This is a genomic window from Vogesella fluminis (assembly GCF_014652335.1).
Lineage (GTDB): Bacteria > Pseudomonadota > Gammaproteobacteria > Burkholderiales > Chromobacteriaceae > Vogesella > Vogesella fluminis.
Map to the genome: position 1 here is coordinate 1 of NZ_BMYP01000003.1, position 22,857 is coordinate 22,857.

The following is a 22,857-nucleotide window of genomic DNA, read 5'->3' on the forward strand; positions in this document are numbered from 1 at the left end:
CCCCCGGTGTCAGGATAGTTGTCGTGTCTTCTGATCGAGTGAGTTGATGGTCCGGGGGCGGGAAAGAAGAAAGGAATGGCTCGTTACTCATCCGAGCGCAAGGCCGCGTTGCTGAAGAAGCTGTTGCCGCCGCTCAACCTGTCGGTGGCGGAACTGGCCCGGCTGGAGGGAATCTCGGAACAGACTCTGTACAATTGGCGCAAGCAAGCTAAAGCAGAAGGGGCCGCTGTGCCAGGAGACAAGAAGTTACCCGATGACTGGCCAGCCGAAGCCAAGTTCGCCGTTGTGGTCGAGACCGCGATGCTGTCCGAGATCGAGCTGAGCGAATACTGCCGCAGCAAGGGGTTGTATCCGGAACAAGTCAAAGCCTGGCAGCAAGCGTGCATTGCCGGCCAGCAGTCGAGTCGTGAACAGAAACTGGCCGAGCAGGCGCAGGCGCGGGCCGATAAGAAACGGATCAAAGAGCTGGAACGTGAGCTCAAGCGTAAAGAGAAGGCACTGGCCGAGGCCGCCGCGCTACTGGTGCTGCGAAAAAAACTGAATGCCTATTGGGGGGACGACAGCGAGGAAGAATGACCTCGTTGCCGGATAGGCAGCAATTCGTCACCTGGTTTGAAGAAGCGGTGGCGGCGGGCGCCAGTCAAACCGCTGCCTGCGCCGAGTTGAATCTGTCGTTACGGACGATTCAGCGCTGGACACAGGAAGGCACGGTGCGGGCCGATGCCCGCCCCAGCGCGGACCGGCCGACGCCGGCCAATGCGCTGAGTCAGGACGAGCGGGACGCCATCCTGGCGCTGTGCAACAGCCCGGAGTATGCAAGCCTGCCGCCGAGCCAGATCGTGCCGAGGCTGGCAGACAAGGGCCTCTACCTGGCATCGGAGTCGACCTTCTACCGCGTGCTGAGCGCGGCCGATCAGCAGCATCGACGCGGGCGTAGCCAGCCGCCGCAGCGACGTGAGCCGCCAACCACGTACGTGGCGACGGCGTCCAGGCAAGTGTGGTCGTGGGACATCACGTATCTGCCGTCGCCGGTGCGGGGCCAGTATTACTACCTGTACCTGATCGAGGATGTCTACAGCCGCAAAGCGGTCGGTTGGGAAGTCTACGAGCAGGAGTGTGGCGCGCGGGCTGCTGCGCTGTTGCAGCGGACGGTGCTGCGCGAATCATGCCTGTACCAGCCGTTGGTACTGCACTCGGACAACGGTGCGCCGATGAAGTCGGCAACCATGCTGAGCAAGATGTACGAGCTGGGCGTGACACCGTCACGCGGGCGTCCCCGAGTGAGCAACGACAATCCGTACTCGGAATCGCTGTTTCGCACGCTGAAGTACTGCCCGCAATGGCCGAAGGATGGCTTTGCCGATCTGGAGGCGGCACGGGCCTGGGTGAGGGAGTTCATTCGCTGGTACAACCACGAGCACCGGCATAGCCGAATTCGCTTCGTGACGCCGGCGGAGCGGCATGACGGTAAGGACAGGGAAATCCTGGCGAAGCGGGATGCTCTGTATCGGCGAACCCGAGAATGCCGTCCGGAGCGCTGGTCTCGCAATACGCGCAATTGGCAACCGGTCGGTGCTGTGGCACTGAATCCAGAACGGGTAGAAATGCCGCTGAGGCTTGCAGCCTAAAAACGGTTTACGCGACAACTACGTTGACAAACGCCGNGCTCTCGATGCAGCCGAGCGAAGTCGGGTTGGACATGGTCACGCAGTTTCTGAGGCGCGACCAGAAGTCGCCGTTCCAGCTCGACCTCCTCCAGGGTCTGGACGGTGGGCCAGTCGAGTCCGGCAGCGGCGGCCAGACCGACATACTTGGTAACGACGCCCTTGGAGAGCTGCAACACCTTGGCGATCTGCTCGTGAGAGAGCTTGGCGTCGAGTTTGAGCCGCAGTACATCTTTCATCTTACGCATAGAGATCCTTGGTGCGGGCATGCTCTCTCCGTGCAAATGGGAGGAGCGTACCCGTTCAGGTTGCTGATATGCGTAATACCAATGCAGTGCAGTACGATGCCGTTCCGGCATCGTGACCGGTGATTCCGGTATCGTGACCGATGATTCCGGAAGGCGCCGAAATCGGTCACGTTCGACCGGAATGGGCGGTCACGATAGACCGGAAAGACCGGTCACGTTCCTCCGGAATCAGCGGTCACGTTGGTCCGGAATACTCAGAATCAGGTCAACAAGCTATTTGGAGAGCTCATCCGCAACTGCACGAACTCGAGCTGCCAAAATTTCAGCTGGAATATGCGACTTGTCTAGTGCCCCGGAAGCTACAGCTGCAGTATCAATTTGCTGACATGCGGCTAGGCAATTGCGCAACAAAGTAGCTTGGTGATACTGCTGTTTGCCCGGTTCGCTGTGTGCACGGGCATCAGCTTCGCACACAAGAAGGAATTCATGGAACCGCTTGGGGCGGCGGAATGCATCGGTGTGGGTCAGTAGCTCGACCACGAGTTGGGCATCCAGTTCTACCGACAGATGAGCCTCTAGGTGATAACGGCAAGCTAGGACCGCCAAGTCTCGGCATTCGGTGGGCACCTTGAGACGGTCCGAAACCTCCTTAACCTTCTTCCAATTGGTATTTGGAACAACATGGTCGCTATCCGGCCTAGGAGCCCAGAACCCGACATTCAGCAACATTAAAGCGAATCGTGCAGTCAGCGGGAAGTCACATTTAGCTGCGTAATCTAGAACCCAACAAACCCTCTCTGCAATGGTGGAATCGGAAAGAGGACTAGTTGAGTCAAATAGTTGCATGTCGCCATCTAACTCATTGTTTTCATTTTGGTAGTTGCCATATTGGGGTGTATAAGGGTGATAGTCGGCGCGTTGCGGCACGCCGAACAGCGCGTCCAGCTCCGGTAGCAGCCGTGCCAGCGCGCCGCAGTCGCGCAGCACGGTGAACATGCGCGACGGCCTGGCCGTCATCAGGCCCTTGGCCAGCTCCTGCCATACCCGTTCCGCCACCAGCGCGTCGGCCTCGCCGACGGCCACCATGTCACGCATCAGCTGCATGGTCTCCTCGGCGACGGCGAAGTCGAAACGCGCGGCAAAGCGCGCCAGGCGCAGGATGCGCACCGGGTCTTCGGCGAAGGCCGGGCTGACGTGGCGCAGCAGCCGCGCCTGCAGGTCGGCCTGGCCGCCGTAGGGGTCGGTCAGCTGGCCGTGTTCGTCCTCGGCGATGGCGTTGATGGTGAGGTCGCGGCGGATCAGGTCTTCCTCCAGCGTCACCTCGGGCGAGGTGTGGAACACGAAGCCGTGGTAGCCGCGCCCGCTCTTGCGCTCGGTGCGCGCCAGCGCGTACTCCTCCTGCGTTTGCGGGTGCAGGAAGACCGGGAAGTCCTTGCCCACCGGGCGGAAGCCGCGCGCCTGCATCATCTCCGGCGTGGCGCCGACCACCACCCAGTCGCGGTCGGCCACCGGCAGCCCCAGCAGGCGGTCGCGCACGGCGCCGCCGACGATGTAGCACTTCATCGGCGGGCCGCCTGCGCGCGGTAACGGTCGAGCTGGCGGTTGAACTCGCGCTCGCCCAGATAAAGCGGCGCCACCGCCTCCAGTGCCGCCGGGCTGAAGCCGAGCAGTGCCGGGAACGGCTGCTGGCTGACGTTATCGACCCGCAGCGAGCGCACGTTGTCGCGGCTCAGCGGCGGCGTGCCCGGCAGCAGTTCCATCAGCGTCGCCTGCAGCATGGCGAGGCCCTCCGGCAGCGCGATCAGCGTGCGCGGATGGCCGGCAAGGTTGGCCGCATAGGCCACCAGCTGGCGCAGGGTGTAGGTGTTGGGGCCGGTCAGCTCCAGCGTCTGGCCGATGCTGGCGTCCTGTTCCAGGCACACGCGCACCGCGCGGGCGACGTCTTCCACCCACACCGGCGCGAAGCGGGTGTCGGCGCCGGCCAGCGGGATGAAGGGCGCGACGGCGGCCAGGTGGGCAAACAGGGTCAGGAAGCTGTCGCCGGCGCCGAAAATCACCGACGGGCGCAGGATGGTGACGTCCAGGCCGCTATCGCGCAGCAGGCGCTCGGCCTTGCCCTTGGTCTGCTGGTAGTCGCTGGGGGCGGTCTCGCCGGCGCCCAGCGCGCTGATGTGGACGACGCGGCGGATGCCCAGCTTCTGGCAGGCGGCGATGATCTTGCCAACCAGCTGCACGTGCGCCTTCTCGAAGTCGCTGCGCGAGCCGTGCAGGATGCCGACCATGCTGACCACCGCGTCGTGGCCGGTGAGGAATTGCTCCAGCTGTGCGGCGTCGTGGACGTTGGTCTCGATCAGGTCCGCGCCCGGCAGGTGCAGCAGCAGGCCCTTGTGCCGCTCGCGGCGGCGGGTGGCGATGCTCAGCTGCGCACCGTAGCGGGTCAGCTCTTCGGCCACGTAGCTGCCGACAAAGCCGGTGCCGCCGATCACGGCGATTCTGTTGAATTGGTGCATGTTCTTGTCCTTTCGGAGCCTTGGTCAGCGTGCCGGGATGGTGCCCAGCCGCGATTTCAGCGTGTTGCCGGGCTGGCGGAACGCGCCGGCGTAATAGACCGCATTGGCCATCACCTTCTGAACATAGTCGCGGGTCTCGCTAAACGGAATGGTTTCCGCGTAAATGGCGCCTTCCAGCGGCATCGCCGCCTGCCAGCCGCGGGCGCGGCCTGGGCCGGCGTTGTAGGCGGCGGTGGCCAGTACCGGGTGGCTGGACAGGTTGTCCAGCACGTGGCGCAGGTACCAGGTGCCGAGGCGGATGTTGGTGTCCACGTCGTTGACCTGGTAGCTCGGCAGCCCCATCTTGCCGGCCACCCATTTCGCGGTTGCCGGCATCAGCTGCATCAGGCCGCTGGCGCCGACGCCGGAGCGGGCGACGTTGAGGAAGCGACTCTCCTGGCGGATCAAGCCGTAGACCCAGGCCTCGTCGATTTCCAGCTGGCTGGCGTAGCGGCGGGTGGTGTCGCGGTACGGGGTCAGGAAGCGCAGGCTGAAATCATGGGTACGCACGGTGCGTTCAGCGGCGTAGATCGCCATGTCGTAGAGGTGGCGCTCCAGCGCGATCTCGGCGGCGGCCAGCAGCTGCTCGTCGTTGCGACCGCGCAGCGCCCAGCGCCACACGCGGCGGCCGTCTTCGCGCCATTCCGGCTTGTTGTTGCGCAGCGACAGCTCGAACAGCGCCAGCGCGTGCTGGATGTCGGGATCGGCCAGCAGCTGGCGCTGCAGGGCCGGTGGGGTCGGGCTGCGGCTGAGCGGCGCTTCCAGCGTGGTGCCCAGTTCTTCCTTGGCCAGCAGGCCGTAGTAGTTATGCTCGAAGCTGATCCTGATCAAGAGCGGCGTGGCTTCGTTGCCGCGGCCCAGCGCCTGCAGGCTGCGCGCGCGCCAGTACTGCCAGGCGCCCTTGCCGGCCAGTTCTTCCGGCAGGCGGCGGCTCAGCTGCTCCAGCCGCGCCCAGTCCTGCTGGCGCAGCGCGACGCGCAGCCACCATTCCCATTGCTCTTCAGTCAGCTGCTGCGGGTCGGCGCGCTCAAAGGCGTCCAGTGCCTGCGGCATGTTCAGCCGCTGCGCGCTGCGCAGTGCCAGCTGGCCGTAGAGGAAGCCGCTTTGCGCCTTGCTGAACATCGCCTCGCTGGCGGCGGCCCGTTCCAGCGCCGCTACCGGGTTGTTCTTGCCGAGGGTCAGCAGCTGCTGCACCTGCTGTTCGGCACCGCCGGGGGTGAAGAAGCGCTCGCCAAGGTTGGCCGCAGCCGCCAGCCGTCGTGCCACGGTCAGATAGTTGCCGGCCAGCAGCAGGCGCATGCGTGCCTCGGTCTGTGCCGGGGGCAGGATGCCGCGGGTTGCCTGTTCTTCCACCAGTCGCGCGCAGCCGTCGGACAGGCGCACGTTCTGCCACAGCTCCGGTGCGCTGGCCACGGTCTGGCGGCGGTTGAGGGTGGCGACGTCCAGCCAGCAGCCGCTGTCGGCGTCGCGCGCCTCGCTGCCCAGTGCCGGCGCCACGCGCAGGATGCCGTCCCAGTCGCCGCGCTTGCCCAGCGACTGTACCCAGTCGTTGAGCAGCCGCTCGCGCAGGAAGGCGTTGCCGCCGTTGCTGATGAAGGCGCGGCTCGGGTTGTCGTCGCCGTTGTCGAGCGCCAGTCGCGCCTGCCAGTAGCCGGGCCACGCGGCGAGCGGATCGCGGTCGCCGCTGCCGTCGCCGAGGCTGGCCAGCCGGGCGCTGTCGTTGTTGCGGAAGGCTTCGCGCGCGGCCTGCAGCGTGCTGTCGCTGACGGCGTGGGCAAAGCAGGGCAGCAGGGCGAAAGCCAGCAGGGTCAGGGGGTGTCGCATGGTCATTTTCGCCAGAAGGTTGGGGTAAACAGGATCAGGATGGTGAAGATCTCCAGACGGCCCAGCAACATGGCAAAGGTGCAGACCCAGGTCTGAAAATCACTTAGACCGGAATAATTGCTGGCAGGTCCCACCTGTCCCAGGCCGGGGCCGGCGTTGTTGATGCAGGCCACGATGGCGGTGAAGGACGAGATGAAATCCAGGCCGCTGGCAATCAGGGTAAAGGTCAGCAGCACCACGCTGATGAAGTACACGAAGATGAAGCCGAGCACGGAAAAGGCCACGCTGTCCGGAATGGTCCGTCCGCCCAGCATCAGCGGCAGCACCGCGCGCGGGTGCAGCAGGGTGCTCATCTCGCGATAGCCCTGCCGGGTCAGGATCAGGGTGCGGATCATCTTGATGCCGCCGCCGGTGGAGCCGGAGCTGGCGGTCAGGCAGGACAGGAACAGCATCCACAGCGGCACCAGGATCGGCCACTGCGCGTAGTCGGTGCTGGCAAAGCCGGAATCGGTGGCGATGGATATCAGGTTGAAGGAAACATGGCGCAGCGCGGCCGGCAGGCTGTAGATGCCCAGCCACCACAGCCACAGGCTGAGCACCAGGATGCTGCCGGCCAGCAGGGCGACGATATGGCGGGCCTCGGTATCGTGCAGATAGCTCTTCAGGCTGCGGCTGCGCCACGCCAGGAAGTGGGTGGCAAAGTTCAGCGCCGCCAGCACCATGAAGCCGGACAGGATGACCTCGATCGCTACCGAGTTGAAATAGCCGACGCTGGCATCATGGGTGGAGAAGCCGCCCAGCGACAAGGCCGCAAACGCGTGGCAGACGGCGTCCAGCCCGTTCATGCCGGCCAGCCACAGGCTCAGTGCGCAGGCGGCGGTCAGCCCGGCGTACACGTACCACAGGTTGGCCGCAGTCTGGGCGATGCGCGGCGCCAGCTTGCTGTCCTTCATCGGGCCGGGCGTTTCCGCCTTGTACAGCTGCATGCCGCCGATGCCCAGCATCGGCAGGATAGCCACCGCCAGCACGATGATACCCATGCCGCCGACCCAGTTCAGGAAGTGGCGCCAGAAATTGATGGCCGGCGGCAGCCGGTCCAGGCCGGGAATCAGCGTGGCGCCGGTGGTGGTCAGCCCGGACATGGCCTCGAAAAAGGCATTGGTGAAGCTCATGCCCGGGATGTAGAGCAGCAGCGGCACGGCGGACATGGTGGCAAAGGTCAGCCACAGCAGGGTGACCAGGGTAAAGCCGTCGCGTGGCTTCAGCTCGCGCTCGAAGCGACGGGTGAGCAGCCACAGCACGCTGCCGAAGGCGCCGCCGGCCAGTGCTGAGTAGGCAAAGTCGATGGCAGTGCCGTCGTCATACAGCCAGGACACCGCGCAGGGGATGGCGAACAGCAGCGAGTACAACAGCATCAGCTTGGACAGCACGTGCAGGATGGGCAGCAGCTTGCTCATTCAATCCACCTGCTCGTAAAGCTCAATCGGCAAGCCGTCCGGATCGGCCAGAAAGGTAAAGCGCTGGCCGGTGTATTCGTCCACCCGCACCGCTTCGCACTCGACGCCGGCCGCCTGCAAGCGGGCGATTTCCTCGTCCAGGTTGTCCACGCGCAGGGCCAGGTGGCGCAGGCCGCAGGCCTCCGGCCGGCTTGGCCGCGGCGGCGGGGTGGGAAAGCTGAACAGCTCGATCTGGCTGCCGTCGGGCAGCGCCAGGTTGAGCTTCCACGACTCGCGCGCCTGGCGGTAGTGCTCGGACAGCACGGCAAAACCCAGCGTGGCGGTATAGAAGGCACGGGCGCGCGGGTAGTCCGCGGTGATGATGGCAAGGTGGTGGATGCCGCGAATGGCCATCAGAAGAACCCCAGTTTCACTTGCGTGAGTTTTTCGATCTGCCGCACCTTGTGGCGGCCGTGCACAAAGAAGATCACGTGGTCTTCCGCCTGCAGTTGCAGGTCGTGATGCGCCATCAGCACCTGCTGGCCGCGGATGACCGCGCTGATGCTGCAACCGTCCGGCAAATCGATGGCGTCCAGCCGGCAGCCAACCAGGCTGGAGGTTTTTCCGTCGCCGTGGATGACCACCTCCATCACTTCCGCCGCACCGCGGCGTACCGGTTGTGCGGCCACCACGTCGCCGCGACGCAGGTGGGCGAGGATGGAGCCGATGGTGGACAGGTAGGGCGAAATCACGATGTCGATGCGATTGCCTTCCAGCAGGTCGACATAGCTGGAGCGGTTCACCAGCGCGATCACCCGTCGCGCGCCCATGCGCTTGGCCAGCAGCGTGGACATCAGGTTGTCCTCGTCGTCGTTGGTCAGCGCGCAGAACACGTCCATCTCGTCGATGTTTTCGCTTTCCAGCAGACCCTCGTCGGTGGCTTCACCGTGCAGCACCAGGGCCTTGGGCAGGTTTTCCGCCAGCCAGCGTGCGCGCTGGCTGCCGTGCTCGATCAGCTTGACCTCGTACTTGGCGGACAGCATGCGGGCCAGCCGGTAGCCGATATTGCCGCCGCCGGCGATCATCACCCGGCGCACCGGCTTCTCGCTGGCGCGCAGTTCGTTGAGCATGGCGGCCACGTCCGGGCGGGCGGCGATGAAGAACACCTCGTCGTCCGCCTCGATCACGGTGTCGCCGTCGGGGCGCACCAGCTTGTCCTTGCGGTAGATGGCGCAGATGCGGCAATCGGCTTCCGGCATGTCCTCGCGCAGCTGGCGCAGCGGCTTGCCCAGCAGCTTGCCGCCGGCCACCGCGCGCGCCACCACCAGCTGCACCTTGCCGCCGGCAAAGTCCAGCACCTGCAGCGCGCGCGGATAGGCCAGCACGCGCAGCAGGTTGTCGGTGACGATCTGCTCCGGGCAGATGGCGTGCTCGACGCCGAACTGGCGCATCACCGGCATGTCGCCATCCACGTAGCCGGTAGCGCGCAGGCGGGCAATGCGGGTGGGGACGTTGTAGCGCTGCTCGGCCAGCGCGCAGGCAACCAGATTGGTTTCGTCATTGCGCGTCAGTGCCAGCAGCATTTCGGCTTCGCCGATGCCGGCGTCCTGCAGCACCGACGGATGTGCGGCATTGCCCGGTACGGTGCGGATATCCAGCTTGTCCTGCAACAGCTTCAGCAGGTCGCTGTCCTGATCGACGATGGTGACATCGTTGCCTTCGCTGACCAGATTCTCCGCCACACTGGCACCAACTTGTCCTCCTCCCAGAATCAGGATTCTCATCCGTATCGTGTCCTTGCTGGCCGCGATCGCGACGGCATTGTGTTGGTAGGGTGCGGTGACGCCATTGGCATCATCGCGGCGGGCCGGCCATTTTAGCGGCTGCCTGCCGCCTTGTGCCGCGGCAGGGTGATTGAAAAACATAATCGCCGGCTTGGCGATAATTAATTGGAAGGCAGGCTGCCTGCACGGCAAGATACCGGCGGTGGCGGAGGGCCGTCCGGCTGTCGCCACGGCCAGTGAGTGCTGGTTTTGCATTGGTGCTGCTTGCGTGCCCTGCGGCAGCACGGTTTTCGAGGGAGAGCTTGCCGCTCTCCCGTTTTTTTTGTGGTATAGCGCTGCGGTAGCCGTGCTCAGCGCGTGGCTGGCGGAGTGCCGGCGTCGTCGCTGGTGTCGTCGCTGGTGTCGTCGCTGGTGTCGTCGCTGGTGTCGTCGTCCATCAGGATGCGGTGCGCCGGGCCTTCCAGATCGTCGAACTGGCCGGAGCGGGTCGACCACCAGAACAGCACGCCGATGAAAAACACCAGCACGATGCTCATCGGTATCAGTAAGTACAGGCTTTCCATCATTTATCCCGTTTGATCAGACGCAGGGCGTTGCCCACCACCAGCAAGGAGCTGAGCGCCATGCCGAGGCTGGCCAGCCACGGCGTGACCCAGCCGGCGATGGCCAGCGGCAGCGCCAGCAGATTATACAGCGCCGCCCACCACAGGTTCTGGCGGATGATGTGCATGGTGCGCTGCGCCAGCGCCAGCGTCGCCGGCAGGCGACCCAGCTCATCGTGGATCAGGATCAGGTCGCCGCTGGCGCGGGCGACATCGGTACCGCCGCCCATCGCCAGCGACACGTCGGCGCGCGCCAGCACCGGCGCGTCGTTGACGCCGTCGCCTATCATCAGCACGCGGCGGCCCTGCAGCTGCAGCTGGCTGACGTAGGCCAGTTTGTCTTCCGGCGTGGCCGCGGCGCGCGCGTGATCCAGACCAAGGTTGGCCGCAAGGTGTTCGACCGCAGGCGCGGCGTCGCCGGACAGCAGGTGCAGGGTCAGGCCGCGGCGCTGCAGCTGCTGCACCACGGCGGCGGCCTCGGCGCGCGGCTGGTCGCCGATGGCGAACAGGGCGACGATCTCGTCGTCGTGGCCCAGCGCGATGCAGGTTGCCGCCGCCGGCCAGTTATCCGGAATGGCTGGCGCGCGGCTGCTGACGAACTCCGGCCGCCCCAGGCGCCAGACGGTGTCCCGCAGGCGGGCGCTGATGCCCTGGCCGGGGGTGTTGACTACGTCGCCCAGCGCCGGCAGCGGCGCCGCGTTGGCGGCCAGCAGTGCCCGTGCGATCGGGTGCTCGGAGCCGGATTCGATCGCCGCCGCCAGCGCCAGCGCGGCGCCGTTGTCGAGCGAGCCGAAGGTCTGTAGTTGCAATAGCTGCATGCGGCCGTGGGTGAGGGTGCCGGTCTTGTCAAACACCACGTCGCTGATTTTGCTCAGTGTTTCCAGTGCATGGCCGCGGGCGGTGAGCACGCCCAGCTGTGCCAGGTGGCCGGTGGCGGCGGTGAGCGCCGCCGGTGTCGCCAGCGACAGCGCGCAGGGGCAGGAGATCACCAGCACCGCGACGGTGATCCACAGCACGCGCGCCGGCTCGTACCAGTACCAGCCGGCGAAGGTGGCCAGCGCCACCAGCAGCAGCGCGGCGACAAACACGCTGGCGAAGCGGTCGGCCAGCAGCGCCAGGCGCGGTTTTTCCGCCAGCGCCTGGTCCAGCAGCCGCACGATGCCGGCCAGCCGGGTGCCCTGGCCGATGCGGTTGACCTCGATCACCAGCGGGCTGGCGCTGTTGACGCTGCCGGCGACTACTTCCTCGCCGATGCGGCGCGCGACCGGCAGGCTCTCGCCGCTGAGCAGCGACTCGTCGATGCTGGACTGGCCGTCGCGGATGATGCCGTCGGCGGGAATGGTCTCGCCGGGCTTGACCAGCAGCAGGTCGCCCAGCGCAAGGTTGGCCGCAGCCACCTCGCTGCTGTCGCGCGAGGCCGGCCAGTTGTCCAGGCGGTGGGCGAAGGCCGGCAGCAGCTTGACCAGCCGCTCGGTGGCCTCGCCGGTCTTGCGTCGTGCCACGCCTTCCAGGTAGCGCCCGCCCAGCAGCAGGAACACGAACATCGACACCGAGTCGAAGTAGATGCCGTGTTCGATGCGGTTGATCAGCGCCCAGAAGCTGGCGAAGAAGGCGGTGAGTATGCCGATGGTGACCGGGGTGTCCATGCCGGCGCGGCGTGTCTTCAGGTCGCGCCAGGTGGCGCGATAGAACGGAGTGGCGGAGTAGATCACCACCGGCACGGTCAGCACGAAGCTGGCCCAGTGCAGCAGCCACAGGTATTGCGCCTCGATCTCGCCGTCCGGCGCCATGTACACCGGCACCGCGTACATCATCACCTGCATCATCGACAGCCCGGCGACCCACAGCCGGTTCAGTGCCTGCTTGCGCTCCTTCTGGTGCAGTGCTTCCTGGCGCGAGGCGTCGTAGGGATGGGCGCGGTAGCCGATGGCGGCGATGGCTTCCAGGATGGCGGACAGCTGCAGCCGGCTGTTGTCCCAGCGTACGCGGGCGCGGTGGGTCGCGTAGTTGATGTCCACCGTCAGCACGCCGGGCAGGCGGCGCAGGTGCTGCTCGTTGAGCCAGACGCAGGCGGCGCAGGTAATGCCTTCCAGCATCAGCGCCGCTTCGCGGACCTGTCCGCTTTCGAGGTGGACGAAGCTTTTCTGCAGTTCGTCGTTGTCGTACAGCTGCATCTGTTGCAGCAGCTCGGCCGGCAACGCCTCGGCCTGGCGGCCGCCTTCGGTGCGGTGCTGGTAGTAATCGTCCAGCCCGGCGTCGATGATGGTCTGCGCCACGGCCTGGCAGCCGGCGCAGCAGGTTTGCTGGTGGAGTTGGCGGTAACGGACGGGGTAGTCGGCATCGGCGGGGACGGGAAGCCCGCAGTGGAAACAGGGTGCGCTCATGGCGTGCTATTGTAATGCAAGTGCACATGCTTAGCTTGCGGAGGGTCGATGATGTCTATGCAGGCCGTGATTCAACAGGCCCCGGGCGGGGTGGAAACGCTGGAACTGGCGTTGATCGAAAAACCGCAGCCGCAGCCGGGCCAGCTGCGGGTCAGGGTGTTGGCCGCCGGGGTGAACCGGGCGGATCTGGTGCAGCGCGAAGGGCATTATCCGCCGCCGCCGGGCGCGTCGCCGCTGCTGGGGCTGGAGGTGGCCGGCATTGTCGATGCCGTCAACGGCCCGTCGCGCTTTCAGCAGGGCGATGCCGTGTTCGGGCTGGTGGCGGGCGGGGGCTATGCCGAATACGCGCTGCTGGACAGCGCGGTGGCGATTCCGAAGCCGGACTGGCTGAGCTGGGTCGAGGCCGCCAGCCTGCCGGAGGCGTGGATGACGGCGTGGCTGAACCTGGTCGAGCTGGCCGAGCTGCAGGAGGGCGAACGGGCGCTGATCCACGCCGGCGCCAGCGGTGTCGGCGCGGCGGCGATCCAGCTGGCCGGCCTGCTCGGCGCCGAGGTGGTGGCCAGCGCCGGCAGCGAGGAGAAACGCTGCTACTGCCAGTCGCTGGGCGCGATGCTGACCATTGATAGCCGGCAGCCAGGCTTTGCGGCCAACCTCAAGGCCGCCGGCGGTGTCGACGTGATCCTCGATCCGGTGGGGGCGGCGCTGTTTGCCGACAATCTGGCCAGCCTGCGTGCCGACGGCCGGCTGCTGCTGATCGGGGTGCTGGGCGGCAGCAAGAGCGAGATCAATCTGGCGCAGCTACTGATGAAGCGCTTGCGGGTGCAGGGCTCGACCCTGCGCACCCAGCCGCTGGCGCGGCGCGCCCAGCTGGCGCAGGCGCTGGAAACGCAGGTGCTGCCGGCGCTGCAGTCCGGTCGCGCCTGCGTGACGCTGGACAGCAGCTATCCGCTGGCAGCGGTGGCCGAGGCGCACCAGTATCTGGCCGACAACCGCAATCTCGGCAAGGTGGTGCTGACGCTATTCCCTGTCACGGCAGCGTAATCTGGCGCCCCTATGATGCAGTGCATCAGCAAACGGTGTTCACTTTCTGCTGAATGGATAGGGGTGGGGGCAATCTTTGGACGGATTGCCCCGTTTTTTTTGCTCAGTCCTGTGTCGGCGCCAGCGCCTCGATCAGCGCCACTTCCTGGGTGTAGCTCAGCTGTTGCAGCTGGCGCAGCAGCGCGGCGCCATCGACGCCGTGCTTGCGGTCCAGTTCGTCCTGCAATAGCCGGTTTTCCACCGCCAGCCACAGGCCGCGGCAGGATTCGGCGGATTCGAAGGTCACGCCGCGCAATACTTCGGCGATCAGCAGCAACTCCTCGTCGCTGAACTGGCGCGACAGCAGCGCCTGTTCGCGGCGGACGATCTCGGCGTAGCGCTCGCACATCTGCTGGATGCGCGCGTCCAGCGGCGGCTCGGCCGCGTGCTGCTCCAGCGCTTCGGCGTTGAACCAGGCGGCGGCGTCGAGGGTGACGGCGTCGGCGGCTTCCTGCCAGCTGTCGCGTAGCGCGGCGGCGAAGCGGGCGTCGTCGGCGAAGCTCAACTCCGGCCAGTCCATCGCAGGCGGCTGCTCGTGCTGCAGCAGGGCGTCGTTGGCCAGCAGCTCGCCATCCTCGCTGCAGCGGACCTCGGCACGCCAGCTGCCGGCCTCGCCGGTGGCGAGGTTGTCGACCAGCACCTCCAGATAGGGCAGGGCCAGCGGCTGGCCCTCGTCGGCGGTGACCAGGCGGATGGCAATGTCGAACAGGACGCGTTTTTCCAGGCGCAGCAGCTGCAGGCCCTGGTCGTGGCGCAGCAGGCTGTAGTGGTCGCCGTGGTCGTAGACGGCGATGTCGTGCGGGTCGCGTGCGGCACGATACAGGCTGGCGCCCAACTCCCGGGCCATCTGGTTGATGTCCAGCGTCCCACTCGCAAAACGCTGCTGTTTGCCGGCATGAGTGTGCCAAAGCGCATTCCAGTCGTACATTGTGTTGCCCTCTTGATGAAACGCCGCAAGTGTACCGAAATAAAGCCACCCCAAGCGGTGAACTGTAACCTTGTTTGTGCTATGATTCGCGCGACTTTTTAAAACTACGTGTTCCCATGACCCGACAAATTCGTAACATCGCCATTATCGCCCACGTTGACCACGGCAAAACCACGCTGGTTGACCAGTTGCTGCGTCAATCCGGTACTTTCCGTGAAAACCAGCAAGTTGACGAACGTGTAATGGACTCCAACGATCTTGAAAAAGAGCGTGGCATTACCATTCTGTCCAAAAACACCGCCGTCGAGTACGAAGGTGTGCACATCAACATCGTTGACACCCCTGGTCACGCCGACTTCGGCGGCGAAGTAGAGCGCGTTCTGGGCATGGTGGATGGCGTACTGCTGCTGGTGGATGCCGTTGAAGGCCCGATGCCGCAAACCCGTTTCGTGACCAAGAAGGCACTGGCCCTGGGCCTGCGTCCTATCGTGGTGATCAACAAGGTAGACCGTCCGGGCGCACGTCCGGACTGGGTGGTAGACCAGACTTTCGACCTGTTCGACAAGCTGGGCGCCAACGACGAACAGATGGACTTCCCGGTGATCTACGCTTCCGGCCTGAACGGCTTTGCCAAGCTGGAACTGGAAGAAGTCTCCGACAACATGCGCCCGCTGTTCGAGACCGTGCTCAAGCACGTACCGACTCCGGCCGGCGATGCCGACGCCCCGCTGCAGTTCCAGATCTCCGCACTGGACTACTCGACCTACACCGGCCGCATGGGTATCGGTCGCGTGCTGAACGGCCGCATCAAGCCGGGCCAGCAAGTGGTAGTCATGAACCACGAAGACCAGGTTGCTGCCGGTCGTATCAACCAGGTACTGGGCTATCGCGGTCTGGAACGTGTACCGGTTGAAAGCGCCGAAGCGGGCGACATCATCATCATCTCCGGTATCGAAGACATCGGTATCGGCGTGACCATCTGCGACAAGGACCAGCCGGTAGGCCTGCCGGTGCTGGGTGTGGACGAGCCGACCCTGACCATGGACTTTATGGTCAACTCCTCGCCACTGGCCGGTACCGAAGGCAAGTTCGTGACTTCGCGCCAGATCCGCGATCGTCTGACCAAAGAGCTGCTGACCAACGTGGCACTGCGTGTCGAAGACACCGAAGACTCCGACGTGTTCCGCGTTTCCGGTCGTGGTGAACTGCACCTGACCATCCTGCTGGAAACCATGCGTCGTGAAGGCTTTGAAATCGCCGTGGCCAAGCCACGCGTGGTTTACAAGGACATCAACGGCGAGAAGTGCGAGCCGTACGAAAACCTGACCATCGACCTGGAAGACAACCACCAAGGCGGCGTGATGGAAGAAATCGGTCGTCGCCGTGGCGAACTGACCAATATGGAATCGGACGGCATGGGCCGTACCCGTCTGGAATACCATATTCCGGCACGTGGCCTGATCGGCTTCCAGTCCGACTTCATGACCATGACCCGCGGTACCGGCCTGATGAGCCACGTGTTTGACGACTACGCACCGGTGAAACCGGACATGCCAGGTCGTCACAACGGCGTGCTGATCTCGCAGGAAAACGGCGACGCCGTGGCCTACGCACTGTGGAAGCTGGAAGACCGCGGCCGCATGTTCGTATCCCCGGGCGACAAGCTGTACGAAGGCATGATCATCGGTATCCACAGCCGCGACAACGACCTGGTGGTAAACCCGGTCAAGGGCAAGCAGCTGACCAACGTGCGTGCCTCCGGTACCGACGAAGCCGTGCGCCTGACCACCCCGATCAAGATGACTCTGGAATCGGCCGTGGAATTCATCGACGACGACGAACTGGTGGAAATCACGCCGAAGTCGATCCGTATTCGCAAGCGTTTCCTGAACGAATCCGATCGTCGCCGCATGAACAAGGCTGCCGCCAACTAATCGGCAGGCCGGAGCCGGCAACGGTTTCCGGCAAAACCGCCCGTCAGACCAGGTCTGGCGGGCGGTTTTGCTGTGGCAAGGTTGGCCGCAAGGCTTGCGGCCAACCTTGCCCTGTGCCGGCGATCCGGCTCAGCGGTTGTGGAACACGATGTCGCAGGCAAGGCCGGTTTTCTGCAGCGCTTTCTGTGTCGCCAGATTGATGATCAGCGGGTTGCGGACATTGGCGCGCAGCTGCGACAGCGCCGGGTTGGCTTCGTCGCTCGGTGGCTCGCGGTAGATGGTCAGCAGGATGGCGGCGTCCTCCTGACGGCTCAGCGCCAGCGCCGCGACCTCGTTCTCGCTCAGCTCGATCTCGTAGCGGATGCCGAGTTTCTGCGGGTCGGTCACGCTGAACAGCACGTCGGGGTTGTCCAGCGACTGCATCCAGAATACGTTGGGGCTGTCGCTGTCGGCCTCATGGAACAGCTTGAAGCGGGTGCAGTTCTCGAAGGCGGGCAGGCCGGCCTCGAAAGTGATGATGGTGTTTTCATCGACTTCGACCTGGCCGAGCAGGCTGGAATTGAACAGCATGGTGCGTCTCCTCATGACATCGTGAACCGGCATTATGCAATAGCCGCGGGTATTGTTGGCTGACAAATGTCAGTTGTATCGGGTGCGGCAGTTGCCAGTGGCCCGGCCGGCCGATACCCTGCAGTGCTGCTTGCAATCGGGGTGTGCCGGATGGCTCACCTGCATGAATCGCAACGGGCAATGCAATGAGCGGTCTCGCCGCTTCCGGCAGCCCCTCTCAACCGGAGCGTAATCCCGATGTTGCAACAACTGTTTCGTTACTTGTGCGCGCGGCGGCCGCTGGCCATCGGCTGCATGATCATCGGCAGCCTGCTGTTCGTGCTGGCTTCTGCGCTGCAGCAAGCGGCGGCCGGCAGTGTGCCGCTGCTGCTGCTGTCCATCGTGCTGATGGTGCTGGGCGTGGCCGGCCAGATGCTGGGCCTTCTGGCGCTGATGCGCAGCGGAAAGCGCTAAAAATGCTACAAAAACAGTAACTTGATGTCGCTGTTGTGTTGTGTGGCCGGCTTGACGCTGTGCGGCGCGGCGCGCATAATCGCAGCGCAACAAAACATTCATCAAAAGGCTCCGCGACGGAGCCTTTTGCTTTGGCTTGACTCCGGGATAATCAGACATGGATGCACAGGCGTTTCTGCTGCAGCTGGAAAGCAATACCCTGCCAGTGGCCGAGTTCAATCATCGTACCCACTTGCTGGCGGCATGGTCATACCGTCAGTTTTATCCGGCGCGCGAGGCGGCAGCCCGCTGCGCACGGGCCTTGTCACGTTATGCGATGGCGCAAGGTGCGGCGGATCAGTATCACCACACGCTGACCATGGCCAGCCTGACGCTGGTCTACGATCGTCTCGACACCATGCCGGAGTGCCTGGATAGCTGGCAGGATTTCGTTGCGGCCAACCCTGACCTGCTTGATGGCCTGCCGGCATTGTTGCGGCAGCATTATTCCGAACATAAACTCAACGGCGACATCGCGCGTCGTGCTTTTGTCGAGCCTGACCTCGCCCCGCTACCGATGTCCTGTCTGTTGCACTGAACCACTGAAGAAGCCCCCGATGAAAGCTCCCGAGCTGTTACTGCCTGCCGGCACGCTGGACAAAATGCGTGCCGCCTACGATTTTGGTGCCGATGCGGTGTACGCCGGCCAGCCGCGCTATTCCCTGCGCGCACGCAACAACGACTTCAAGCTGGAAGAGCTGCGCACCGGCATCGAGGAGGCGCACGCCCGCGGCAAGAAGCTGTTCGTGGCCAGCAATATCCTGCCGCACAACAGCAAGATCAAGACCTATATGTCGGACATGGAGCCGGTGATCGAGATGAAGCCGGACGCGCTGATCATGGCCGACCCCGGCCTGATCATGATGGTGCGCGAACGTTGGCCGCATGTGCCCATCCACCTGTCGGTGCAGGCCAATACCACCAACTACATGGGGGTGAAGTTCTGGCAGAAGATGGGCGTGGAGCGCATCATCCTGTCGCGCGAGCTGTCCCTCGACGAAATCGCCGAGATCCGCCAGCAGTGCCCGGACATGGAGCTGGAAGTGTTCGTGCACGGCGCGCTGTGCATTGCCTACTCCGGCCGCTGCCTGCTGTCCGGCTACTTCAACCACCGCGACCCGAACCAGGGCACCTGTACCAACGCCTGCCGCTGGGACTACAAGGTGCACGACACCCAGGGCGACGACGCCGGTGACGTGAAGCCGCAGAAGATCGACTTCGACTTTGGCAAGGCGCTGGAAGAAGCCAACCAGAGTTTCTCGTCCTGCGGTAGCCAGCAGCGCCACCCGCTGGCCGACAAGACCTATTTGATCGAAGAAGCCAACCGCCCCGGCGAGCTGATGCCGATCATCGAGGATGAGCACGGCACCTACATCATGAACTCCAAGGACCTGCGCGCGGTGGAGCAGGTGGAGAAGCTGGTCAAGATCGGCGTCGATTCGCTGAAGATCGAAGGCCGCACCAAGAGCCTGTACTATGTGGCGCGCACCGCGCAGACCTACCGCCGCGCCATCGACGACGCCGTGGCTGGTCGTCCGTTCGACTACAGCCTGCTGGCCGAGCTGGAAGGCCTGGCCAACCGCGGCTACACCCCGGGCTTCCTCGAACGCCACCAGACGCAGGAACACCAGAACTACCTGTCCGGCCATTCCATTGCCAAGCAGAGCCAGTACGTCGGTGACGTGATGGAAGTGGACGCCGACGGCTGGGCGCTGATCGATGTGAAAAACCGCTTCGCCGTCGGCGACCGCGTGGAAATCATCCACCCGAGCGGCAACCGCACCGTGGAACTCACCGCGATGACCCGCAACGGCGAAGCCGCCAGCGTGGCGCCGGGCAACGGCGTGAAGGTGAAAATCCCCGGCATGGCCGGCATGGAGAGGGCGCTGCTGGCGCGCCTGTTCTGAGCCGTATCCCCGCCGTTGCGGCCAACCTTTGTGGTGCAAAGGTTGGCCGCAGCCACGGTTAGCCCGTACAATTTGTGCATTGCATCCCGGCCGGGCGCCCCTTGCGTCCGGCCTTTGATTTTTCAGGACCGATATGACCATTCAGCAACTGATCAATGACCGTGTGGTGGCCGCGCTGGCCGCCGTCGGCGTCGAGGGCGCCAATGCTGCGATCCAGACCGCCTCCAAGCCGGAATTCGGCGACTATCAGGCCAACGGCGTGATGGGCGCGGCCAAGGCGCTGAAGACCAACCCGCGCACGCTGGCGGAGCAGGTGGTGGCCAAGCTGGACCTGGCCGGTATCGCCAGCAAGATCGAGATCGCCGGCCCCGGCTTCATCAACATCCACCTCGACCCGGCCTTTGTCGCCGCGCGCCTGCAGACGGCGCTGCACGACGACGCGCTGGGCATCGCCAAGGCGGCGCCGCAAAAGGTGATGGTCGAGTATTCGTCGGTCAACCTGGCCAAGGAAATGCACATCGGCCACCTGCGTGGCGGCATCATCGGCGACGCGCTGGTGCGGGTGAACAGCTTTATCGGTCATGACGTCATTCGCCAGAACCACGTCGGCGACTGGGGTACCCAGTTCGGCATGCTGGTGGCGCACATGGTGGAATCGCGCGCCGCGGGCGAGGCCGAGCTGGAGCTGAAGGACCTGGACGTGTTCTACAAGCACTCCAAAAAACGCTTCGACGAAGACCCGGCCTTCGCCGACCTGGCGCGCGACTACGTGGTGCGCCTGCAGTCGGGCGACGCCGAGGTGCTGGCGCTGTGGCAGCAGTTCGTCAAGCTGTCGCTGGCGCACTGCAACGCCATCTACCGCAAGCTGGGCCTGCTGCTGACCGACGACGACGTGCGCGGCGAGAGCTTCTACAACGACGACCTGCCGGTGCTGGTGGAAGAGCTGCGCCAGCAGGGCCTGCTGACCGAGAGCCAGGGCGCGCAGGTGGTGTTCCTCGACGAGTTCAAGAACAAGGAAGGCGAGCCGGCGGCCTACATCGTGCAGAAGCAGGGCGGTGGTTACCTGTACGCCACCACCGATCTGGGTGCGATCCGCTTCCGTACCCGCCAGCTGGGGCTGGATCGCTGCCTGTACGTGGTCGATTCGCGTCAGAGCCTGCACTTCCAGCAGCTGTTCACCACTGCGCGCAAGGCCGGCTTCCTGCGCGCCGATGCGCAGTTCGAGCACATCGGCCACGGCACCATCATGGGTCCGGACGGCAAGCCGCTGAAGACCCGCTCCGGCGACAGCGTGAAGCTGGTCGACCTGCTGGACGAGGCCATCGAACGCGCCTACGCGCTGGTGTCGGACAAGAGTCCGGAGATGGCGGAAAGCGAACGCCGCCAGATCGCCGAGGCGGTCGGCATCGGCGCCCTGAAGTACGCCGACCTGTCCAAGAGCCGCAACACCGACTACATCTTCGACTGGGACGCGATGCTCAGCTTCGAGGGCAATACCGCGCCTTACCTGCAGTACGCCTACACCCGCGTGCAGAGCGTGCTGCGCAAGGCCGAGGACTACAATCCGGCGGCCGCCATCGTCATCGGCGAAGCGGCAGAGAAGCAGCTGGCGGTGGCGCTGACCCAGTTCGAGGATGTGCTGAAAACCGTGGCCGACGGCAGCCAGCCGCACCACCTGTGCAGCTACCTGTACAGCGTGGCGACGCTGTTCTCGCGCTTCTACGAAGCCTGCCCGATCCTGAAGAGCGAGGGCGAGGTGCGCCACAGCCGTCTGCAGCTGGCGGCGCTGACCGGCAAGACGCTGAAAACAGGCCTCGGCCTGCTCGGCATCACGGCACTGGAAGTGATGTAGCGCACCGTATCGGCAAGGTTGGCCGCAAGGCCGGTCGTGCTGCAGCGGGCCGTTTTTCGCGCGCTGCATCCGGGCAAGACCGGCCGTTGCGATAAAACAAGTGTCAACCGACCCTGGCGTTGCGGCCAACCTTGCGCAAGGTTGGCCGCAGATTCTGTGACAGGCTGGCTCAGCACTCGACGATGTTGACCGGTACCTCGATCACGTTGATCGCCAGGCCGCCGCGCGCGGTTTCCTTGTACTTGGTGCTCATGTCGCGGCCGGTGTCGCGCATGGTCTTGATCACGCGGTCCAGCGACACGAAGTGCTGGCCGTCGCCGCGCAGCGCCATGCGCGCCGCGTTGATGGCCTTGATCGACGCCATCGCGTTGCGCTCGATGCACGGCACCTGCACCAGGCCACCGACCGGATCGCAGGTCAGCCCCAGATTGTGTTCCATGCCGATCTCGGCGGCGTTTTCCACCTGCTCCGGCGTGCCACCCAGCACTTCGGCCAGGCCGCCGGCCGCCATCGAACAGGCGGAGCCGACTTCGCCCTGGCAGCCGACTTCGGCGCCGGAGATGGAGGCGTTGAGCTTGAACAGGATGCCGATGGCGCCGGCGGTGAGCAGGAAGCGCACGATGCCGTCATCGCTGGCGCCGGGGATGAAGCGCGCGTAGTAGTGCAGTACCGCCGGGATGATGCCGGCGGCGCCGTTGGTCGGCGCGGTCACCACGCGGCCGCCGGCGGCGTTTTCCTCGTTCACCGCCAGTGCGTACAGGTTGACCCAGTCCAGCACCGTCAGCGGGTCGCGCAGTGCGGCTTCCGGCGCCGACAGCAGCTTGCGGTGCATGTCGGCGGCGCGGCGCTTGACCTTCATGCCGCCGGGCAGGATGCCTTCACGCTCGCAGCCGCGCTTCACGCAGGCCTGCATCACGTGCCAGATGCCCAGCAGGCCGGCGCGTACTTCTTCCTCGCTGCGCCACGCCAGCTCGTTCTCCAGCATGATCTGGCTGATGCTCTTGCCGTGGCGCTGGCACAGCGCCAGCAGCTCGGCGCCGCTCTTGAACGGGTGCTTCAGCTCGGTGACACCGGGCGGCACGAAGCCGGCGTCGATTGCCGCCTCGTCGACCACGAAGCCGCCACCGACCGAGTAGTAGGCGCGCTTGGACAGGCTGCTGCCGTCGGCGGCAAACGCCTCGAAAATCATGCCGTTAGGGTGATAGGGCAGCGCCTTGCGCTTGTGCAGGATCAGGTGTTCGGACTCGATGAAGTCGATCTCGTGCATACCCAACAGCGCAATGCGTTTGTTGTTGCGGATGGCGGCCAGCATGCCGTCGACGGCGTCGGTATCGACCAGATCCGGGTGTTCGCCCTGCAGCCCGAGCAGCACCGCCACATCGCTGCCGTGGCCTTTGCCGGTGGCACCGAGAGAACCGAACATTTCGGATTTGACGCTGGCGGTCTGCGTCAACAGGCCGTCCTTTTCCAGCCGGGCGACGAATTGCCGTGCCGCGCGCATCGGGCCGACGGTGTGGGAGCTGGAGGGGCCGATGCCGATCTTGAACAAATCAAAAACACTGATTGCCATGTTGCTTCTCTTGATGTGGTGCCTGCGGGGCAG

18 protein-coding genes and 1 pseudogene are annotated in these 22,857 nt (G+C 64.8%); 7 read left to right on the forward strand and 12 right to left on the reverse strand.

Annotated elements, in window-relative coordinates; translation table 11 throughout:
• The first annotated feature begins 75 nt into the window (after positions 1 to 75).
• Positions 76 to 1,628 (forward strand): IS3 family transposase gene (locus IE083_RS01495; protein WP_189351875.1). Its coding sequence is split into 2 segments (ribosomal slippage): positions 76 to 538 and positions 538 to 1,628, totalling 1,554 coding nucleotides; the frame shifts between segments, so codons are not numbered across the junction.
• Positions 1,629 to 1,666: 38 nt separating this feature from the next.
• Here IE083_RS01495 and IE083_RS01500 read toward each other — a convergent pair.
• The 9 genes and pseudogenes from IE083_RS01500 to IE083_RS01540 form a co-directional block, all read right to left on the reverse strand.
• Positions 1,667 to 1,933 (reverse strand): annotated as a pseudogene (locus IE083_RS01500) (IS21 family transposase); the annotation flags it as partial.
• Between the two features lie 252 nt (positions 1,934 to 2,185).
• Positions 2,186 to 3,475: a tRNA nucleotidyltransferase/poly(A) polymerase-related protein gene (locus IE083_RS01505; RefSeq protein WP_189351876.1), complete on the reverse strand. Its 1,290-nt coding sequence runs from the start codon at positions 3,473 to 3,475 to the stop codon at positions 2,186 to 2,188.
• On the reverse strand, positions 3,472 to 4,422 hold the full coding sequence (locus IE083_RS01510) for a complex I NDUFA9 subunit family protein (protein ID WP_189351877.1): 951 nt from the start codon (positions 4,420 to 4,422) through the stop codon (positions 3,472 to 3,474). The genes IE083_RS01505 and IE083_RS01510 overlap by 4 nt, the downstream gene beginning before the upstream one ends.
• A 24-nt stretch (positions 4,423 to 4,446) precedes the next feature.
• Positions 4,447 to 6,285 carry a lytic transglycosylase domain-containing protein gene (locus tag IE083_RS01515; protein WP_229799539.1) on the reverse strand — a complete coding sequence of 613 codons (1,839 nt, stop codon included), beginning with the start codon at positions 6,283 to 6,285 and terminating at the stop codon, positions 4,447 to 4,449.
• Positions 6,286 to 6,287: 2 nt separating this feature from the next.
• Positions 6,288 to 7,742 (reverse strand): TrkH family potassium uptake protein, encoded by a 1,455-nt coding sequence (locus tag IE083_RS01520; protein ID WP_189351879.1) that lies wholly within the window; start codon positions 7,740 to 7,742, stop codon positions 6,288 to 6,290.
• A complete protein-coding gene (gene gloA2 / locus IE083_RS01525; protein WP_189351880.1) occupies positions 7,743 to 8,135 on the reverse strand; it encodes an SMU1112c/YaeR family gloxylase I-like metalloprotein in 393 nt (130 codons plus the stop codon).
• On the reverse strand, positions 8,135 to 9,505 hold the full coding sequence (gene trkA / locus IE083_RS01530; RefSeq protein ID WP_189351881.1) for a Trk system potassium transporter TrkA: 1,371 nt from the start codon (positions 9,503 to 9,505) through the stop codon (positions 8,135 to 8,137). Before trkA ends, gloA2 begins: the two co-directional genes overlap by 1 nt.
• Before the next feature lie 350 nt (positions 9,506 to 9,855).
• Entirely contained in the window at positions 9,856 to 10,068 is a 213-nt protein-coding gene (gene ccoS, locus IE083_RS01535) for a cbb3-type cytochrome oxidase assembly protein CcoS (protein ID WP_189351968.1), read from the reverse strand.
• A complete protein-coding gene (locus IE083_RS01540; protein WP_189351882.1) occupies positions 10,068 to 12,491 on the reverse strand; it encodes a heavy metal translocating P-type ATPase in 2,424 nt (807 codons plus the stop codon). The genes ccoS and IE083_RS01540 overlap by 1 nt, the downstream gene beginning before the upstream one ends.
• 48 nt (positions 12,492 to 12,539) lie before the next feature.
• On the opposite strand from IE083_RS01540, the gene IE083_RS01545 reads away from it, so the two are divergent.
• A complete protein-coding gene (locus IE083_RS01545) occupies positions 12,540 to 13,532 on the forward strand; it encodes an NAD(P)H-quinone oxidoreductase (protein WP_229799540.1) in 993 nt (330 codons plus the stop codon).
• A 103-nt stretch (positions 13,533 to 13,635) separates the two neighbouring features.
• Here the strand turns inward: IE083_RS01545 and IE083_RS01550 are convergent, their stop codons facing one another.
• On the reverse strand, positions 13,636 to 14,499 hold the full coding sequence (locus IE083_RS01550; RefSeq protein WP_189351883.1) for a hypothetical protein: 864 nt from the start codon (positions 14,497 to 14,499) through the stop codon (positions 13,636 to 13,638).
• Between the two features lie 116 nt (positions 14,500 to 14,615).
• Between IE083_RS01550 and typA the strand changes: the two genes are divergently transcribed.
• Positions 14,616 to 16,433 carry a translational GTPase TypA gene (gene typA / locus IE083_RS01555; protein ID WP_189351884.1) on the forward strand — a complete coding sequence of 606 codons (1,818 nt, stop codon included), beginning with the start codon at positions 14,616 to 14,618 and terminating at the stop codon, positions 16,431 to 16,433.
• A gap of 129 nt (positions 16,434 to 16,562) precedes the next feature.
• Here the strand turns inward: typA and fliW are convergent, their stop codons facing one another.
• Complete coding sequence (gene fliW, locus IE083_RS01560) at positions 16,563 to 17,003, reverse strand: flagellar assembly protein FliW (RefSeq protein WP_189351885.1); 441 nt, start codon at positions 17,001 to 17,003, stop codon at positions 16,563 to 16,565.
• Positions 17,004 to 17,240: 237 nt separating this feature from the next.
• Between fliW and IE083_RS01565 the strand changes: the two genes are divergently transcribed.
• The 4 genes from IE083_RS01565 to argS all read left to right on the forward strand — a co-directional run bounded on the left by IE083_RS01565 (position 17,241) and on the right by argS (position 21,254).
• Positions 17,241 to 17,456: a hypothetical protein gene (locus IE083_RS01565; protein WP_189351886.1), complete on the forward strand. Its 216-nt coding sequence runs from the start codon at positions 17,241 to 17,243 to the stop codon at positions 17,454 to 17,456.
• A gap of 157 nt (positions 17,457 to 17,613) precedes the next feature.
• Positions 17,614 to 18,033, forward strand: coding sequence for a hypothetical protein (locus IE083_RS01570; RefSeq protein ID WP_189351887.1), 420 nt, complete (start codon positions 17,614 to 17,616; stop codon positions 18,031 to 18,033).
• Between the two features lie 19 nt (positions 18,034 to 18,052).
• On the forward strand, positions 18,053 to 19,402 hold the full coding sequence (gene trhP / locus IE083_RS01575) for a prephenate-dependent tRNA uridine(34) hydroxylase TrhP (RefSeq protein WP_189351888.1): 1,350 nt from the start codon (positions 18,053 to 18,055) through the stop codon (positions 19,400 to 19,402).
• 133 nt (positions 19,403 to 19,535) lie between these two features.
• Positions 19,536 to 21,254 carry an arginine--tRNA ligase gene (gene argS, locus IE083_RS01580; RefSeq protein WP_189351889.1) on the forward strand — a complete coding sequence of 573 codons (1,719 nt, stop codon included), beginning with the start codon at positions 19,536 to 19,538 and terminating at the stop codon, positions 21,252 to 21,254.
• A 169-nt stretch (positions 21,255 to 21,423) separates the two neighbouring features.
• Here argS and IE083_RS01585 read toward each other — a convergent pair whose 3' ends face one another.
• Entirely contained in the window at positions 21,424 to 22,824 is a 1,401-nt protein-coding gene (locus IE083_RS01585; protein ID WP_189351890.1) for an L-serine ammonia-lyase, read from the reverse strand.
• Between the last annotated feature and the right edge of the window lie 33 nt (positions 22,825 to 22,857).